The organism is Bacillus sp. D386, assembly GCF_006346415.1.
The window spans coordinates 270645-287218 of record NZ_VEMV01000005.1; the positions used below are offsets into that span (position 1 = coordinate 270645).

At 39.1% G+C, this 16574-nt stretch carries 17 protein-coding genes and 2 riboswitches; of the genes, 3 read left to right on the forward strand and 14 right to left on the reverse strand.

Features of this window, described 5'->3' with window-relative positions:
- Positions 1–35 precede the first annotated feature (35 nt).
- From FHY45_RS16240 to FHY45_RS16260, 5 genes are all read right to left on the reverse strand, one after another.
- Positions 36–869, reverse strand: a complete 834-nt coding sequence (locus tag FHY45_RS16240) for a carbohydrate ABC transporter permease (protein WP_257469160.1) — start codon at positions 867–869, stop codon at positions 36–38.
- A 14-nt stretch (positions 870–883) separates the two neighbouring features.
- Positions 884–1783, reverse strand: a complete 900-nt coding sequence (locus FHY45_RS16245; protein WP_139892522.1) for a carbohydrate ABC transporter permease — start codon at positions 1781–1783, stop codon at positions 884–886.
- 58 nt (positions 1784–1841) lie between these two features.
- A complete protein-coding gene (locus FHY45_RS16250) occupies positions 1842–3119 on the reverse strand; it encodes an ABC transporter substrate-binding protein (protein ID WP_139892524.1) in 1278 nt (425 codons plus the stop codon).
- Positions 3120–3290: 171 nt separating this feature from the next.
- Complete coding sequence (locus FHY45_RS16255) at positions 3291–3887, reverse strand: DUF624 domain-containing protein (protein WP_139892526.1); 597 nt, start codon at positions 3885–3887, stop codon at positions 3291–3293.
- Between the two features lie 28 nt (positions 3888–3915).
- Positions 3916–4773, reverse strand: coding sequence for a MurR/RpiR family transcriptional regulator (locus FHY45_RS16260; protein ID WP_139892528.1), 858 nt, complete (start codon positions 4771–4773; stop codon positions 3916–3918).
- Between the two features lie 317 nt (positions 4774–5090).
- On the opposite strand from FHY45_RS16260, the gene FHY45_RS16265 reads away from it, so the two are divergent.
- Positions 5091–6161, forward strand: a complete 1071-nt coding sequence (locus tag FHY45_RS16265) for a hypothetical protein (RefSeq protein ID WP_139892530.1) — start codon at positions 5091–5093, stop codon at positions 6159–6161.
- Between the two features lie 377 nt (positions 6162–6538).
- Here FHY45_RS16265 and FHY45_RS16270 read toward each other — a convergent pair whose 3' ends face one another.
- The 4 genes from FHY45_RS16270 to gcvT form a co-directional block, all read right to left on the reverse strand.
- Complete coding sequence (locus tag FHY45_RS16270; protein WP_139892643.1) at positions 6539–7039, reverse strand: GNAT family N-acetyltransferase; 501 nt, start codon at positions 7037–7039, stop codon at positions 6539–6541.
- A gap of 121 nt (positions 7040–7160) precedes the next feature.
- Positions 7161–8618 (reverse strand): aminomethyl-transferring glycine dehydrogenase subunit GcvPB, encoded by a 1458-nt coding sequence (gcvPB, locus tag FHY45_RS16275; protein ID WP_139892532.1) that lies wholly within the window; start codon positions 8616–8618, stop codon positions 7161–7163.
- Positions 8611–9957, reverse strand: coding sequence for an aminomethyl-transferring glycine dehydrogenase subunit GcvPA (gcvPA, locus tag FHY45_RS16280; protein ID WP_139892533.1), 1347 nt, complete (start codon positions 9955–9957; stop codon positions 8611–8613). Before gcvPA ends, gcvPB begins: the two co-directional genes overlap by 8 nt.
- A complete protein-coding gene (gene gcvT, locus FHY45_RS16285) occupies positions 9954–11072 on the reverse strand; it encodes a glycine cleavage system aminomethyltransferase GcvT (protein ID WP_066105042.1) in 1119 nt (372 codons plus the stop codon). The genes gcvPA and gcvT overlap by 4 nt, the downstream gene beginning before the upstream one ends.
- A 171-nt stretch (positions 11073–11243) precedes the next feature.
- Positions 11244–11335: riboswitch (glycine riboswitch) on the reverse strand.
- A 3-nt stretch (positions 11336–11338) separates the two neighbouring features.
- A riboswitch (glycine riboswitch) is annotated at positions 11339–11429 on the reverse strand.
- Between the two features lie 463 nt (positions 11430–11892).
- Between gcvT and FHY45_RS16290 the strand changes: the two genes are divergently transcribed.
- Both FHY45_RS16290 and FHY45_RS16295 read left to right on the forward strand, forming a co-directional pair.
- Positions 11893–13524: a DEAD/DEAH box helicase gene (locus tag FHY45_RS16290; protein ID WP_139892644.1), complete on the forward strand. Its 1632-nt coding sequence runs from the start codon at positions 11893–11895 to the stop codon at positions 13522–13524.
- Positions 13502–14296, forward strand: a complete 795-nt coding sequence (locus tag FHY45_RS16295; RefSeq protein ID WP_066105044.1) for a YqhG family protein — start codon at positions 13502–13504, stop codon at positions 14294–14296. Before FHY45_RS16290 ends, FHY45_RS16295 begins: the two co-directional genes overlap by 23 nt.
- 414 nt (positions 14297–14710) lie before the next feature.
- Here the strand turns inward: FHY45_RS16295 and FHY45_RS16300 are convergent, their stop codons facing one another.
- From FHY45_RS16300 to FHY45_RS16320, 5 genes are all read right to left on the reverse strand, one after another.
- Entirely contained in the window at positions 14711–14890 is a 180-nt protein-coding gene (locus FHY45_RS16300; protein WP_139892535.1) for a YqzE family protein, read from the reverse strand.
- A 68-nt stretch (positions 14891–14958) separates the two neighbouring features.
- Complete coding sequence (locus FHY45_RS16305) at positions 14959–15462, reverse strand: shikimate kinase (RefSeq protein ID WP_066105050.1); 504 nt, start codon at positions 15460–15462, stop codon at positions 14959–14961.
- Positions 15463–15479: 17 nt separating this feature from the next.
- Positions 15480–15893, reverse strand: coding sequence for a competence type IV pilus minor pilin ComGG (locus FHY45_RS16310; protein WP_066105051.1), 414 nt, complete (start codon positions 15891–15893; stop codon positions 15480–15482).
- Entirely contained in the window at positions 15850–16296 is a 447-nt protein-coding gene (gene comGF, locus FHY45_RS16315; RefSeq protein WP_139892537.1) for a competence type IV pilus minor pilin ComGF, read from the reverse strand. The genes FHY45_RS16310 and comGF overlap by 44 nt, the downstream gene beginning before the upstream one ends.
- A complete protein-coding gene (locus FHY45_RS16320) occupies positions 16274–16567 on the reverse strand; it encodes a hypothetical protein (protein ID WP_139892539.1) in 294 nt (97 codons plus the stop codon). The genes comGF and FHY45_RS16320 overlap by 23 nt, the downstream gene beginning before the upstream one ends.
- Positions 16568–16574: the final 7 nt, after the last annotated feature.

Genomic DNA, 16574 nt, shown 5'->3' on the forward strand with positions numbered 1-16574 from the left:
AATCTCCTTTTTTAGCACTCATTATTTCGGATGAATTATCCTTTTACTGCGCCTGAGATTCCTTCCATATAATACTTTTGCGTAAATATGAAGACCACGATAATCGGCAATACGGAGATGATTGTCCCAGCGGCAATCCACCCAAAGTTATACGAAAACTGGCCCTTCAAAAAGCTAAGCGCAGCGGCTAACGGATATTTATTTGTTTCTAACACAATGATCGGCCAGAGGAAAATATTCCAGTTCGCCATAAACTCAAATAATCCAACCACCGCGACAGACGGTTTGATCATCGGCATCATTAATTGGCCCCAAATCCGAAATTCCGAGGCGCCATCCATTTTCCCTGAGTCCCTTATATCCAATGGAATTCCCATGAAGGCTTGTCTGAATAAGAAGACATTGAACACGGAAACAAGCGTCGGAAGGAGAACACCGGTAAAGGTATTGACTAAGCCGAACATATTAATTGTCAGGTAGTTAACTACAAGTCCTGCGGCTGCGGGAATAATCATCGTCGAAACGAGCAGCAGGAATATTAAATTTCTTCCTTTAAAGTTAAACACGGCCAACGGATACGCGGTTAATGCACTAAATAAAATGCTCAATGTAACACCAAAGAAAGTGATAATCACCGTATTCCAAATATATTTAAGGAAGTCCATGTACTGCCATACTTCGATATAATTCTTAAAATCAATAAAGGTTGGCAGGATTGCAGGCGGAAATGAAAAAACGTTCTTTCCAGGCATTAGGGATACACTTAACAGCCATAGAAATGGTCCCATCATAAATAGGGCAAGTAGAATGAGTAACGCATAAATAAAAATTCTATTAATCATTTTCTTGAATGATTTCTTCTTTTTCATAGGGGCATCCATAATTAATATGGATTTACACCACCCTTCTTGTTAAACATGAAGATGAACACACTGAGGAACATAATAATGAAGCTAACCAATAACCCCAATGCGGATGAATATCCAAATTCGAATTTTTCAAAACTTTGTTGGTAAATATACACACTGCTCGTTAAAGTTACGTTTCCTGGCCCGCCAGACGTTAAGACGAACACCTCATCGAATACCCGAATGGCTCCCATTAAGGAAATTAACGTGCAGAAGAACACATATGGCTTTAACAAAGGGATTGTGATTTTTCTCATAATCTGGAAATTACTGGCACCATCAATCTTTGCCGCCTCGATACAATCTGTTGGAACAGCTTGCAGGCCAGCAAGATAAATCATCATATAATACCCTAAGCCCTTCCATAAGGTAATAAACATTAACGACCAGAGTGCTGTATCCTTATCAGAGAGCCAATTCAACTTTTCATCCAAAATCCCAACTGACATTAAAAGATAGTTAAGAACTCCGTTTGAGCTCATCAGCCAGCCCCAGATAATCGCGACAGCAACCATGGAGGTAACCACAGGAATATAGAAGGCGGTCCTGAAAAACTTAATCCCCGCGATATTTCGATTCACAAGAATAGCCATCAGGATTGAGATGATTTGGATAAATGGCACAATAATCATGTAAAGAAGCGAGTTTTTGATCGATGCAATGAAATTCACATCTGTAAATGCCTTTTTAAAATTATCAAGCCCAACAAATGCCGTTTCACCAATAACCGAGTAGTTGGTAAATGCCAAAGGAAAACTGTAAATAATCGGCCAAAAGGTGAATATAGCAAGCAAAAGTAACCCTGGCGCCATAAAAAGCCATGCTGTTTGAGCCTCGGTAAATCTGCTTAAACCGACAGTCCTCTTCTTCCCCATAGAGTTATTCCTCCTAATCGAAAATGGGCAGAAATTCATCTGCCCATTCAATTTTCATCTATTTATCAGCTAAAATATCATTGACTTCCTTCTCAGCCGCTTCAATCTCGGCATCAAGGTCCTCCCCATTGATGTAGATGTTCTGCAGATGCTTACTTATCGCACTGTCCACATCGCCAGCGGCTTCAATGCCAAGATAAAAGTCTGTTGCACTTTCAAGGCTTTCAACAGAAGCAGATAGCGCTTGGCTTTCTAATGTTCCATCATTTTTAAAGAAGAATTCATCCTTGGCAGCAGCCTTTGTAGAAGGGAGAGTGTTTGCCGCTTTTGAGAAGGCCAATTGATTTTCATCGTTTGACAGATAATGCGCGAACTTAGTGGCAGCCTCTACATTCTTTGAATCCTTTGGAACCACTAGATTCATCGTATTGGTGAAACGGATCCCCGCTTTTCCTGTTGGGGAAGGAACGGCAATTGTATTTTGATAGACATCCTGTGAAGCCGTTTTTAATTGGTTGATAAACGAAGAGCTAGAGATAATCATTGCTACCTGTTCACTGCCAAAAAGCTCAATCTGCTTGGCAAAGGTCGGTACGTCAGCCGGGATTACTCCATCTTTAATCAAATCAACATTTCCCTGGATATACTCTTTTACTTCGGGGTTATTGAATATTGCTTTATCATTCTCGACAATTTTAAATCCTTCTTCAAGAATGGAACGGGTTTCCATAGAGAATACGTAGCCAAAAGAGTCTGTTTTCTCTTTTATTTGTTTTCCCCAGGCCACTAGCTCTTCTTTGGTTTGTGGAGGATTGTTGATATCAAGGCCTGCTTTTTCGACCAAGTTCTTATTGATAAACAGGACTGGAATACCTGTATACCAAGGAAGCGCATATGTACCGTCGCCCTGTTCAGTAGATTGATAGATTCCTTCAAAATAGATCGATCTTTGCTCATCCGTTAGTTCTTTATTGAAATCAACCAAAGCACCTTTTGAAGCCATTTGGTTTGCTAAAATGGTATTTAAGTTAACAACGTCAGGTGTTTTTTTACTTGCAATACTTGTCATTAGCTTGTTTTGAATCGCATCATACGGGAAATCCTTCCAGTCGACTTTTACATTTGGATTCTCTTCCTCGTACTTTGCAATAAGGTCATTGAAATAATCATTAAAGGTTGGTTGAAGCGCAATTGTCCAAAATTCAACCGTTGCTTTTCCGTCTTTACCTGAACCTGAATCCTTTGTTCCAGACTCTTCGGAGTTACATGCAGCTAAAACTCCGAAAACTAGCAATAACGACATAGCTACTGAAAATACTTTTTTAAAACTACCCATTCCTTACACCCCCTGATTGATTTTTCGGTATTTCGATTTCTAGCAGTAAATGTTTTTTTGTACACCTCACCGAAATTGAAACTAAGCTTTATAACATGAGAGTACCATTTTATGGAGATTAAATCCACCTTTTTTCAGAAAAGTGAAAAAATATCCATTTTTCAAACTAATCTAATTATTATTCACTTCAGAATTCCTTGTGAACAGTAAAAAATAACAGGTGAATGCAAGAAGGCTAAAAGCAATAATAAATGGAATAAACCTTAAATAGACTGATAAAATCAGATAAATAGCACTGATTAAAATGACTAGTATGGGCTTTAGGGGATGTCTAAGAAGCAGAAAAAAACTATTAATAAATAACGGTTTAATACGATGTTCACCCAAAATAAATAGTTTTATAAGATTAGTAAATATCCCAAACAATAGAAGAGGCATGATTACAGTAAAGGGAAGCAGTAAATTCTGTAATGCATTGGGCAAATAAAACACAGCGATAATGTCTCCAGCTATAACGATTGTAGCAAAAAGAAGAACCACCCATACTTTCATTCCTTTTTTAAGATAGTCATAAAAGAGCTTGAAAAATTGTTTCCAAGCTGGGGCTGATTCTTCTTCTGACAGAGTTTTAATAGTTTCTACTAATGCCACAAAAGCGGGATAAGCAGTGACGACAGGAAGTGAGCACAAGATGAATAAAAAGTTTAAAAGAACCAAATCAAAAATATATTCAAGCACTTCAAATAATTTATTACTTGAAGAAACCATGATTTCCACCTTTTTTCAATTAGTTTTGTTAGTACAATTTATCAAGAACCGCTTCTGCTGTATTTTTTATTGCTTTGGATGCTTGTTCTCTATTATTAAGAGCAGCTTTCGTTGCCAGAATATCCAACAGTAACAGCTGAGCAATCTTAGAAGAGAAGATTCCGCCTTCAAATGGAGATTCTTTATTTGCTGCCAGAAGAATTAAATCTGCATATTTTGTAATTGGTGATCTCGCTTGATTTGTAATACAAATAACAAAAGCACTGTTTTCCTTCGCGATTTTGACAGCATCCACAACGTCCTTTGTGCTGCCAGATGAAGATATCGCAATAATTAAATCTTCCTTACCCAATAAAGAGGCGGTCATGGACATAAAATGTGAATCGGAGACATGTTCAGTATTATAGCCTAGCCTCATTAATCTATGTTTTCCTTCCAATGCCGTAAATCCAGATGATCCCACACCAAAGAAATAAATCTTCCTGGCTTTGTTTATCTTTTCTATCGCAGACTGCAGCGTGCTATCCTTGAGTAAAGCCACAGTATCATTTAAAGCACTTACATTTTGATTAGCTATCTTTTTTGCAATTACCTCTACAGAATCCCGTTCATCGATTTTCCCATAAACATGTTCGTCAACTTCCATCAGATTTTGCGCAACGGAAAGTTTAAATTCTTGAAAACCCCTATATCCTAATTTTCTGCAAAATCGCAAAACGGTAGTTTCGCCAACTCCAACCATTTCAGCTAAATCAGTTACAGAGGAATATACAGCTTCCTCATGATTGCCCATAATATAATCGGCAACCTTTTGCTCTGTTTTCGTAAGTGAGTTGTATACAGATTTGATAATGATAAGAGGGTTTACTTTCTCAATCTTCTGCATAAAAAATCTCCTTCAACTAGTTTTTAACATCAAATATGAAGAAAAATTCCTCCAATCGACCACAAGGAGGATATATCTTCCAACTCAGAATACATAAGCCTTCTCTATTCGTCAAGGGAGTATATTAAATGCCAATGATCTTGATATAAAAATGACTTGACCTTTAAGGAAGAAAAAAACAATCCACTATCTTTAATAAAAAAGGAGGAATTTTCCTGAGTATATTGAATAGTACAAATATTGAATCCCCATCTAAGTTCTTAAGCTAATATGAAAGTCGTTTTGGGATTTCAATAAAATAGAGAGGAGGAATAGAAATGAAAATCAAGCCCGCTATAGTTATAGGTTCTGTTCTATTAGCATGTCTTTTACCAGCCCGTTCGTATGCCAATGAAAATTATGTTCCAATTGAAACACTTAAGCCTGCAGTTCAACTAGAAAAACCCGAATTAAAACAAACAGGTGGAAAACTAATCCTTAGTGATTCACCGGAAACATACTCCGACGATGGTGCGTTTTACCGGGACACCGCTACAGGCGAGTTTCGTGTATTTTGGCATCACCAGAATAATAGTGGGGAGAATCGAAACGTTAGCCTAACTCTGACAAATACATCCGATGAATCAGTTATGCTATATTCTAAAGGCGTTGGAGCATCAGTCAATATTTATCCTGATGTAGCTGGAAAAGAGGCGTTAGTACAATTCCTGGAAGAAAAAGCTAAAAAAAATTACATTAAAACCCTCCAGCCAGGTGAAAGTTATTTCCTGGAAACAAATGCAAACGATGGAGAAACGGTAAGCGGGATTGCCCAGTATGATATTTACACAAAACACGGCCGCAAGCCTGCCACCGTCACCGCAACCACACTTAACTATACAGAACGTCCAGCCGACCCGCTTTCTTTCGAAATTTTACCACCTGACTCACATGTTCGTGGTAGTTTTCCACATTTCGATCGTAAGGGTACACTTACGTATGATACCGCAATAGGAAATGCCTTTATTCGCCTATCTTCGGCTGCTTATGGTCAATGGAGCGATAAAATGCCGGGAGAATACGAAGAAGGCATTAGTGTTGTCGATGGAAACAAATCGGTGATCAACAATGGGAACTATGGTGTTTTATATGACTTAGACGTCAAGATAGAAAATAGTTTGCATCGTCCATTGCAAATTTCACTTTATGATAACCCTGCCGGCGGATTTGGTCATTTTGCTATGCAATGGAACGGTAAACTTAACACTACTGGGTTTTTAAGCTATGTTAATGCATGGAAGTTTGCGTCTGAAAAAATCGGAGCCAACGGGAATCAATATGATTTTGTCACCAGTCTTCCAGGAGGAGCATCTGGTCCATCTGTGATATACTTTGTTCCAGAAAAATAAGCGAAATCAAAAGTAGAGGCTGTCCCAAAAGCTACCCTTTGGGCGCCTCTTTGGCGAATAAATTTCCCTGAAAAGGCACACCTTCTTTGCATTTTGAACGAGTCTTCGCGTATCCGCTACAATCACACCCATATGTGCTGGTTTCGACAAAAAAGCTGGTGATTGGTAACTGGAAAAATGTTAACATCCCTTTTTATATGTTCCTCCATTTCTTTTTTTGGGATTGGACGCTGTAGTACAATTTTTCCTATAAAAACATCCGGACTTGATTGTCAATAAGATGATTTCAACTCCTAGATGAGTCCAGTATTGATTTTGTTAAAATAGCCTTTACAAGGCAGATAGTTTTAATGGGAGCCTCATTTGTCTTTTTATTTTTACAGCTCATGTTCTAATACACTATAGAGAATTGAATCACGCCAGCCTTCTCTCATGATCAAATGGTCGCGAATGATTCCTTCCCTAACCATTCCAACTTTCACCAACACCTTTGCTGAACCTATATTTCTTGGGTCACAGGTTGCAAATATACGATGCAGGTTCAGTTCCTTAAATCCAAATTCAATTAACAAAGACGCGACTTCTGTCGCCACTCCTTTTCCCCAATAATCCGGATTAACAATATAGCCAATTTCTCCAGCTTTATTAGTGAAACTTCGTATAGTAAGCTCTCCAGCCCCAATCATATTTCCATTATAAATAATTGCGAAGACAAACCTTGCTCTTGGTTTTTTTGTTGAATCTTCGATTACTTGGCTCACAAATTTTTTCGATTCTTCTTCCGTATTCGGTCCCCAGGGCTGGTACTGACAAACGATATCTTGTGATGCGTATTTATGTACATCAACCCAATCACTACTAATCATTTCTCTCAGCATGATTCTTTCATTTGAAAGGCAGAATATATTTTCTATCGTATTTCCCTCCCTATCCTGAACCACTTCATTCTTCTAAAAAAGCAGCTATCTGGTCATGATAGCTGCTTAAAATTTATTCTTATTAATTTTGATATCTCAATACAGGCTTACGAGCAGCCAGTGCCTCATCCAAACGGCTGATTACCGTTGTATGTGGTGCTTCCTGTACAATTTCCGGATTCTCCTCTGCTTCCCTGGCAATTTGAATCATAGCATCAATAAAGCCATCCAGTGTTTCTTTTGATTCTGTTTCTGTTGGCTCAATCATCATGCATTCTTCCACATTCAAAGGGAAATAAATGGTTGGTGGATGATAGCCAAAGTCTAACAATCTCTTGGCAATATCAAGAGCCCGAACACCAAGTTTCTTCTGACGTTTTCCGCTGATAACAAACTCATGCTTACAGTGCTTATCATATGGGAGATCATAGTACTCTGCCAATCTTCTCATCATATAGTTTGCATTTAAGACAGCATACTCCGTTACTGCCTTCAATCCGTCTGGTCCCATAGACCGAATATACGTATAGGCACGGACATTGATTCCAAAATTTCCATAGTACGGCTTTACTCTGCCAATTGATTGCGGACGATTGTAATCAAGCTGATAGCCATTCTCTTCTTTTACAATAAGCGGTTTTGGTAAGAACGGAATTAACTCCTTCTTAACCCCAACCGGCCCTGAACCTGGCCCACCGCCGCCATGTGGTCCAGTAAATGTCTTATGCAAGTTAAGATGAACAACGTCAAATCCCATATCACCCGGGCGAGCCTTGGATAGTACAGCATTCAGATTGGCACCGTCATAGTATAGTTTTCCACCGGCATCATGAATAATTTCGGCCATCTCGATGATCTGTTCTTCAAAAAGCCCCAGTGTATTCGGATTTGTAAGCATTAAGGCTGCTGTATCTTTCCCTACAACACTCTTCAAATCTTCCAGATCTACTAAACCATCCGGACCTGACTTCACGGTAACAGTTTGCAATCCCGCAACTGTGGCTGAGGCAGGATTCGTACCATGCGCAGAATCAGGAACAATTACTTTTACGCGGTCAAAATCACCATTCGCCTCATGATAGGCACGAATCATCATTAATCCCGTCCACTCTCCATGCGCTCCCGCAGCCGGTTGCAAAGTGACTTCGTCCATACCTGTGATTTCCTTTAGACTTTGCTGCAAATCATACATTAACTCTAAAGAACCCTGTACAGCTTCTGCATCCTGCAGAGGATGAACATGTGCAAATCCATTTAGACGGGCAACATTCTCATTAATTTTCGGATTATATTTCATGGTACAGGAACCGAGCGGATAGAAACCGGAATCGACGCCATGATTTCTTCTCGAAAGTGCCGTGTAATGACGCATGATATCCAACTCGGATACTTCAGGCAGCTTTGGTTCCTCTGTGCGAATGAACTCCTCAGGCAAAAACTCAGTTAATGCTGACTCCGGAACATCCATTTCCGGCAACGAATAGCCGATACGGCCCGGCTTGGTTTGTTCAAATATTAATGGCTGATCCTGTTTATTCATGGAAATCCCCCAATTCCTGTGCAAATCTATCAATCTCTTCTTTTGTACGCAGCTCCGTCACTGCCACAAGCATATGATTGGTTAAGGCAGGATAATCACAAGCTAAATCATAACCACCAATTATGCCTTTTTGTAGGAGCATTTTATTAGCTGCAGCTACAGAACCATTTAACTTAACAACAAACTCATTGAAAGAAGGTCCTTCAAAGGCAATTTCAAGTCCATTTGTTTTAAATTGCTCCTTTGCATAATGCGCTTTTTGGAGATTTTGAAGCGCCATCTCCTGCACGCCTTTCTTACCTAACGCAGTCATTGCCACAGAGGCTGCGAGAGCATTTAATGCTTGGTTAGAGCAAATATTCGAGGTCGCTTTATCGCGACGAATATGCTGTTCCCTCGCCTGCAAGGTTAATACAAACCCACGCTTCCCATCCTCATCAACCGTTTGGCCAACCAAACGTCCAGGTACTTTTCTTATCAGCTTAGAAGTAACTGCAAAATATCCGCAATGAGGTCCGCCAAATGCAGCCGGGATTCCGAACGGCTGTGCATCCCCTATGACAATATCTGCACCAAAATCACCCGGCGGTTTCAAGACACCAAGTGAAAGTGGGTTACTTGAAACAATTAACATTCCTTTATGTTCATGAACAATTTGTTCAATTTCAGCTAAGTTTTCGATTCGGCCAAAGAAGTTTGGATATTGAGTAATAAAACCAGCTACCTCATCAGTCATCATACCCGCCAATTGTTCTGTATCCGTCACTCCATTTTTACAGGGGACAACTTCAAGCTCAAGATATTGGCCTTTTGCATAAGTGGATAAAACAGCCCGTGATTCCGGGTGCACTGTCTCTGAAACAAGCAGTTTCTTACGACGTGTATGTCCTGCTGAGAGCATGGCTGCCTCGGCCAGAGCAGTTCCCCCATCATACATGGAGGAGTTCGCCACATCCATTCCGGTCAGTTCACAAATCATCGTTTGAAATTCAAAAATAGCCTGCAATTCTCCCTGGGAAATCTCCGGTTGATACGGTGTATAAGCGGTATAAAACTCTGATCTTGAGATAACGTGATCAACGATGACTGGCATGTAATGGTCATATACTCCCGCTCCAAGAAAAGAACTATGGGTCCTGAGATTGGCATTTTTCTCGGCCAGCTCAGTTAATTCTTTCAGAAGTGCTGATTCAGACTTTGCTTTTTTTAGCTTGTATTCACCCTTAAACCTTACTTTTTCAGGTATATCAGAAAATAAGTCATCGATTGATTCTACACCAATCGCTGTTAACATCTGTTCAGTATCCTGCTCTGTCATTGGTAAATAACGATGCTTCATTTTTTTACTCCTCCTGCCTGAGTGCGTTTATAAAATGGAGTACTAACAATTTTCGCCTTTAATCTTTTTCCCCGTATCTCAACCTCGACTACCTCATCAAGGTTAGCGAATTCTACATTAATCAGGACAAGGCCTACGTTTTTCTTTAAGGTTGGGGATTGTGTTCCAGTGGTCACTTCCCCGATGTTTTCATCCTTAACGAAAACCGGGTACCCATGTCTCGGAATACCGCGGTCAATCATTTCGATTCCGACAAGCTTTCTAGGGGCGCTATTTTCCTTCTGTTCCTTTAAAACTTCCTTACCAATAAAATGTTCTTTATCGGTTTTTACAGCGAACCCAATCCCCGCTTCGATAGGTGTAATCTCTGGAGATAACTCTTGGCCATATAAAGGAAGTTTTGCTTCAAACCGAAGCGTATCTCTTGCCCCAAGTCCACATGGAACCAATCCCTTATCCTTACCGAATTCTAAAAGATCTTTCCAAAGCTTCACTGTATCTTCGCTCTTACAGTACAATTCAAATCCATCTTCACCGGTGTAGCCAGTTCTTGAAACAAGTACACTAATGCCATTTATCATGACATCTTCACGAAAAGCAAAGAAACCAATGGTATTGAGATCTACTTCCTCTGCAAGGTTCTGTAATATATCAGCTGCAAGCGGTCCCTGTAATGCCAATTGCCCTATTTGTTCCGATATATTTTTTAGTTCTACATCTTCGCTCGCATGCTTTTTTAACCACTCAAAATCTTTATCAATATTAGATGCGTTCACAACTAACAAATAATCATCTTCACCTTTTTTATAAATAATCAGGTCATCAACCGTTCCGCCATTCTCATAGCACATAGCAGTATACTGTGCCCGGCCCGTTTTCAGCTTACTGACATCGTTGGTCATCATCAGCTGCAAAAATGGTAAAGACCCAGCACCCTTAATCATGAATTCGCCCATATGTGATACATCAAAGAGGCCTGCTTTTGTACGCACTGATTCATGCTCCTGTTTAATGCCCGAAAATTGGACAGGCAATTCCCAGCCGCCAAAATCAATTGTTTTTCCTCCGTACTCCCTGTACACACTGATCAGCGGAGTCTGCTTTAATTCTCCCATCCTTACCCTCCTAAAATATTCGTTTTATACGGATTCTCTTGCTTGTTATGCCATTTAAATGATTGCTTGTTAACTTATTAAGTAAAACGCCGCTTTTCCACATTTGACCGAAGCGATATATCCTTCAGCGATCCACGAAAAAAAGGACAGAAACCTCCCTTATTAGGGGGGCTCTGTCCTGATACCTGAAAGTTTACCGCCGGGTAACGTACTTCGGCGTTTCCTCTTGGGTGGCTTCACAATAAAGGAAGCGCTCTCCAGAGATGCGTCCAGCAAGAGTCTCTGTACCTGAGAGATTCATGGATTCACCATTTGCTCCTTCGGTGCCGCAAATACGGTCTCTCCCCTTGCCTTCATTCGCTCATATAATTATGTAAATTGGTCATACTAAACAAAAAGCAAGAGATAAGCCGTTTTCTAAATAGTCTTACATTTATATCCTACCATCAACAATTATCAGGTGGCAACATTTACGTTATCTCGATGAATGATTGGAAACTAAAAAAATATCAGTAACACCTCAGCTTTATTGGGGCAAAAAAATTGTTTAGGCGTCACTGAATAAATTCCTTATAATTTTCTGCCATCCGCATAAAGCATTTAATCAGATTTTAGCCGGAGATTAAACTCCTACTATTGTTTAGAAATTAATGACACCACCTATACCTATATAAGGTAAGAGAATTCTATTGAATTTAGTTAAATTACAATCAAGCATTTATCTAACTAGCTTAAATAAAGAAAGTTGGGATTCACATTGAGTTTAACACCAAAGGTCTATTTTGATGAAGATTGGGAAAAGGAGCTTGAGGAAAAGATTATGGAGGATGGCCCCTGGTGCAGCTACTCCCTTTTTAAACTCGGATTGGATGCCGAAAAGCATAATCTGATTCCAGATTTCAACGGCCTCCTTGCACCAAAGCATTTATCAGGATTTACACCTTTAACCCATCAGCTCGAAGCTGCTACCGAAGTCATTGAAAGAATGAATGGTAAAGCCATATTAGCTGATGAAGTAGGTCTTGGTAAAACAATAGAGGCCGGTCTGATCTTAAAGGAATATATGATTCGGGGCCTGGCAAGCAAAATACTAATACTAGTCCCAGCCTCTCTCGTATCTCAATGGGCACAGGAGCTTAATCAGAAGTTTCACATACCAGCTGTCATATACAGAAAGGGGTATGGGTGGGATTCTGAATGTATAATCACTTCCATAGATACTGCTAAACGAGAGCCTCATCGTTCTGCCATACTCGAACAAACCTATGACATTGTCATCATAGATGAGGCTCACAAGTTAAAAAACAATAAAACCAAAAACTATGAGTTTGTACAAAAAGTCCAGAGAAAGTTCTGTCTACTGTTAACGGCAACCCCTATTCAAAACAAGCTAGAAGAAATTTTTTATCTTGTATCATTGCTTAAGCCAGGGCATTTAGGAAGCTATGCCAAATTTAATGAACGCTTTTCTGCTAAGAAACGTTCATTAAAGGATGATGCTTATTTAAAAGAATTGGTTAATATGGTGATGATTCGAAATAAACGCCAGGATACCGGCATTGAGTGGACAAAAAGAAAGGTTGAAACAATTTTTATAGATTTCACCGAAAAGGAACAGGATCTATATGATGGAGTTTCTTCATTTAGGAAAGAATTGCCGGAGGGTATCGGGAGTACATTTTCTTCTTTAATCCTTCAGCGTGAGGCATGCAGCAGCAGGGAAGCCGTCTACTTTACGTTAAAAAATATGCTCGATCGAAACCCGGATGCCGGACTAAGCTTTAAGGAAGCCATACATAACCTTATCAACCTGGTCGAACTGGTTGATTGCAATTCAAAAGCGAAAAAAGCGCTTGAATTGATTCATTCTATAAAAGATAAGGTTATCATTTTTACCGAGTATCGAGCCACGCAATTATATTTGCAGTGGTTTCTTAAGCAAAATGGAATCACTTCTGTTCCATTCCGCGGCGGATTTAAACGTAGTAAGAAGGACTGGATGAAAGAACTGTTCGAAAAACAAGCACAAGTCTTAATTGCTACAGAAGCAGGTGGAGAAGGAATTAACCTGCAGTTTTGCCATCATATTATAAACTTTGATTTACCTTGGAATCCGATGCGACTGGAACAAAGAATCGGCCGAATTCACAGACTTGGACAAACAGAAGATGTCCGAATCTATAATTTTGCGACCAGGAATACCATTGAGGATCATATTATGAAAATTCTCTACGAAAAAATTCAATTATTTGAACGTGTCGTTGGGGAACTTGATGATATTCTAACGAGGCTGGAGGTTAAGAATCTTGAAGAGCATTTAACTGACATCCTCAATAAATCAAAAACAGAGGGTGAGATGAAGGTTAAAATGGATAATCTCACGTCTTTAATACAGCTTGCTCAAGATCTAAAAAAGGAGATGCCTTCACATGCAGCAACAGGAAATTCTTGAGTTTCTCGTTCAATTTTTCACAGCCAATCAATGCGAAATCATCAATCAAGGGCCAGGTCATCTAACTGTGCAGTTGACAATTGATATGGATAAAGAACTGATGAACCGACCTTTTTATTGGCATTATCTCGAGAAAGTTGGCGGAGTGCCTAATCCGATGAGCTTAACGTTTATCCTCGACAAAGAGGCAGCTCCTCCTGATTTAAAAGGGGAATTCATACATTTCGGATCCCCTCGCCTGCACCAAATATTCGCATCTGCCCAAAGACTATCGAAGCATATCCGCTTATTTGAGGAGATTAAAGTGACTAGTGGTCAGATGCCTTTATTTCCTTGGTTAGGTGTAAATGTTAATATCTCCTATGAATGCGACCGAAAAAAGGATTTATTCTTTTCAATAGGATTGAACCTGATTAACGGTCTTTTCGTTGAAAATTTCATTGATTCAGCTGATAAACTGTCGCTTACACCTAAAATATCTGATTATACATTTACCCTTACACCAATTATTCGGTATCAAAGCGGATTGCATCGTATCAAAACTTATATCCAAAATAAAATTAATCAGGATGACCATGGGTGGGCTGATGAGGCTCTCGTGCGCTGGAATAAAGATTTGAGTTTACTGAACCATTTTTATGAGGATAAAAAAGAAGAGGAAACTCACATGTATGACCTTGAAAAAGAAGCATTACGAATGCAATATGAACCCAGAATCCGTGTCAGCTTCATAAATGGCGGCCTTTTTTATCTTAGCGGTCAGGCTATCTAAAGAGGATCTCTAAAGTTACAGGCTGAATATCCGTATAACCAAAACAAGTAGAGTATCAATATAAAAAACTAATAAGTGATTCTGTCCAAAAGGAATTACTAGGTAAAGCTTCTGAAATGCATAAAATACGACAAGATGGTATTGAACAGCTCAAGAACAAAAAAGAAGAAGAATTAAAGGACATTCAGGAGGATTATCAGAAACAAATAGATGAATGGAAAAAACAATGGGAGTAATCGCCTATATATAATAGTCAATTAATTAATAATGGGTTAAGCCATACATTACTTGTGTGGCTTTCTTTTTGTTTGAATGGCATGAATATGACGTAATCTTAGATGAGGATAAAATGAATATACAAAAAACAGTGGATTCAGCAAAAAATCCACTGCTTTTTTAAACAAATACTATTTATTACGCCTTACGTTTAAAGAGCATTTCAATCGATAACGGAATGATTCCGAACCAATGGTTCATTAATGGCGGCCGATCATCTCTATGATTACGGCGTTGCTCTTTACGTACTTCCTTTGGCTGCTTCATATACACTAACCACTGAATTGTTAAAAATTTTATATAATCATTTGTTTTCATCGACATTCACCCATCAGAAGTATCTCCATTTATCATGGATGTTATTCATTAATTTCTAAAAAAGATGGCTAGTTTATGGTGATTTTCATTAATATCTCTTCTGTAATCTCCATTTTTGTTTTTCTGTCCGTATGAACCTGTAAATCAGCAGCTAACTTATATAGGTTAACCCTCTTTTGATAAAGCTGCACTATTTGTTCCTCTTTATTTCCGGACAATAAAGGGCGTGATGAGTCAGTCTCGAGCCTTTTTATGATTTCTGTCGGATTGGCATGGAGCCAAATAACGGTTCCCTTTTCCTTCATATATTTCCGGTTGTCTTCCCTAAGAATGATACCCCCGCCTGTCGCAATGATACAATTTTCGATAGGTAATGATTGCAACGCCTGCTGTTCTAGGTCCCTGAATCCATCTTCACCTACTTCATCAAAGAGCTGCGGAATCGACCTTCCTGTACGTTCAACCACCGTCTGATCACTATCATAAAAGGGACAACGCATTTTTTCAGCGAGAGCCCTACCCACAGTCGTTTTCCCAGCTCCCATAAATCCAATTAAATAAATGGCTTTCATCTCGCTCCCCCTAACTCCTAACTATCTATCCATTTCACTACTTTCTTTGCTTCAATTGAGTACGTAATCGTCTCCCGTCTCACCGTATGATCAGTCTGAATATCCAATGAGATCTCATAGAACCCTCTCTCAAGCGGTTTTATATGATAGCCTATTCTTCCATTATAATAAATCCATTCCCCTTTTGTCTCAGGAACACTATCATCATCAAGCATTAAGATTGCAGCATGTGTACCCGTATCACCCAGATAGGTGGTAATTAACCATTCGGTTTGATACTTATGATAATTCACTTCCTGAGCCATATTTCCTATCGAATACATACAAATGATAAAAATAACCGAAAAAAACAATAAAGCAACAGGCATAAATATCCCACGTTCATTTTTAAGAAGGTTCAAATTTGTATCGTTTGAACAGCCGTTTTTCATACATATCACCATTTATAAGAGTCACAGATATGATCAGTGACTCTCCTTCTTTTTTAACATGAAAGCTCTTAATATCTTGAAGGACCATTTCATGCCCAGCGCCATCCACTCGCCTTCTTACCATATTGTTATAGACTTCATATGTTATTTCTTCTCCACTTTTATCAAGTAAAAGGACATTGCTTTTAGGTACTCCGAAGTCTTTTGTCTTTTGAAATTCTCGTTCCAATTGACGTATAAAGATATTCCATTCCATCCTTGTATTTGTGTTCGTATCCTTGACATGCCAGTCTGTTATACTGGCAAGTGCACTCGTCATAAAGACACTTAATAACGAAAATAAACCAAGAGCAAATAATATCTCTACCAAAGTAAAGCCATCATCTTTCAGGCAGCTTTTCATACACTTTCTGTAATTTATCCTTTGAGTTGCTATACTCTGCAAAATAAACGTCCCCTTCAAGATAAAAAGTATAGGCTTTCCCCTCAATCTCTGCTTGTCCAGTAAACAGTGGACGGTCGTTTATCTGATATTCATTTAAATTTTCAAACAATCTATTAAGAGCGGCTTCCTCCATTCTTAAGTCATTCTTTAGCGTAATGCTTTCCATATATGCCGGAAGCAATAAACAGCAGCATAAGATAAGTATTCCAAACGAAATCAGCAGGTCCAAGATAGCA

What these genes read in the sequence shown, in the direction of transcription:
- FHY45_RS16295 (WP_066105044.1), top strand. Translation starts at nt 13,502, where the DNA reads ATGCAGCAACAGGAAATTCTTGAGTTTCTCGTTCAATTTTTCACAGCC.
- FHY45_RS16265 (WP_139892530.1), top strand. Translation starts at nt 5,091, where the DNA reads ATGAAAATCAAGCCCGCTATAGTTATAGGTTCTGTTCTATTAGCATGT.
- FHY45_RS16305 (WP_066105050.1), bottom strand. Translation starts at nt 15,462, where the DNA reads ATGAAAGCCATTTATTTAATTGGATTTATGGGAGCTGGGAAAACGACT.
- FHY45_RS16260 (WP_139892528.1), bottom strand. Translation starts at nt 4,773, where the DNA reads ATGCAGAAGATTGAGAAAGTAAACCCTCTTATCATTATCAAATCTGTA.
- FHY45_RS16290 (WP_139892644.1), top strand. Translation starts at nt 11,893, where the DNA reads ATGGAGGATGGCCCCTGGTGCAGCTACTCCCTTTTTAAACTCGGATTG.
- FHY45_RS16300 (WP_139892535.1), bottom strand. Translation starts at nt 14,890, where the DNA reads ATGAAAACAAATGATTATATAAAATTTTTAACAATTCAGTGGTTAGTG.
- FHY45_RS16250 (WP_139892524.1), bottom strand. Translation starts at nt 3,119, where the DNA reads ATGGGTAGTTTTAAAAAAGTATTTTCAGTAGCTATGTCGTTATTGCTA.
- FHY45_RS16245 (WP_139892522.1), bottom strand. Translation starts at nt 1,783, where the DNA reads ATGGGGAAGAAGAGGACTGTCGGTTTAAGCAGATTTACCGAGGCTCAA.
- gcvT (WP_066105042.1), bottom strand. Translation starts at nt 11,072, where the DNA reads ATGGGAGAATTAAAGCAGACTCCGCTGATCAGTGTGTACAGGGAGTAC.
- FHY45_RS16310 (WP_066105051.1), bottom strand. Translation starts at nt 15,893, where the DNA reads ATGAAAAACGGCTGTTCAAACGATACAAATTTGAACCTTCTTAAAAAT.
- FHY45_RS16255 (WP_139892526.1), bottom strand. Translation starts at nt 3,887, where the DNA reads ATGGTTTCTTCAAGTAATAAATTATTTGAAGTGCTTGAATATATTTTT.
- comGF (WP_139892537.1), bottom strand. Translation starts at nt 16,296, where the DNA reads ATGAAAAGCTGCCTGAAAGATGATGGCTTTACTTTGGTAGAGATATTA.
- FHY45_RS16270 (WP_139892643.1), bottom strand. Translation starts at nt 7,039, where the DNA reads ATGCTGAGAGAAATGATTAGTAGTGATTGGGTTGATGTACATAAATAC.
- FHY45_RS16240 (WP_257469160.1), bottom strand. Translation starts at nt 869, where the DNA reads ATGAAAAAGAAGAAATCATTCAAGAAAATGATTAATAGAATTTTTATT.
- gcvPA (WP_139892533.1), bottom strand. Translation starts at nt 9,957, where the DNA reads ATGAAGCATCGTTATTTACCAATGACAGAGCAGGATACTGAACAGATG.
- gcvPB (WP_139892532.1), bottom strand. Translation starts at nt 8,618, where the DNA reads ATGAATAAACAGGATCAGCCATTAATATTTGAACAAACCAAGCCGGGC.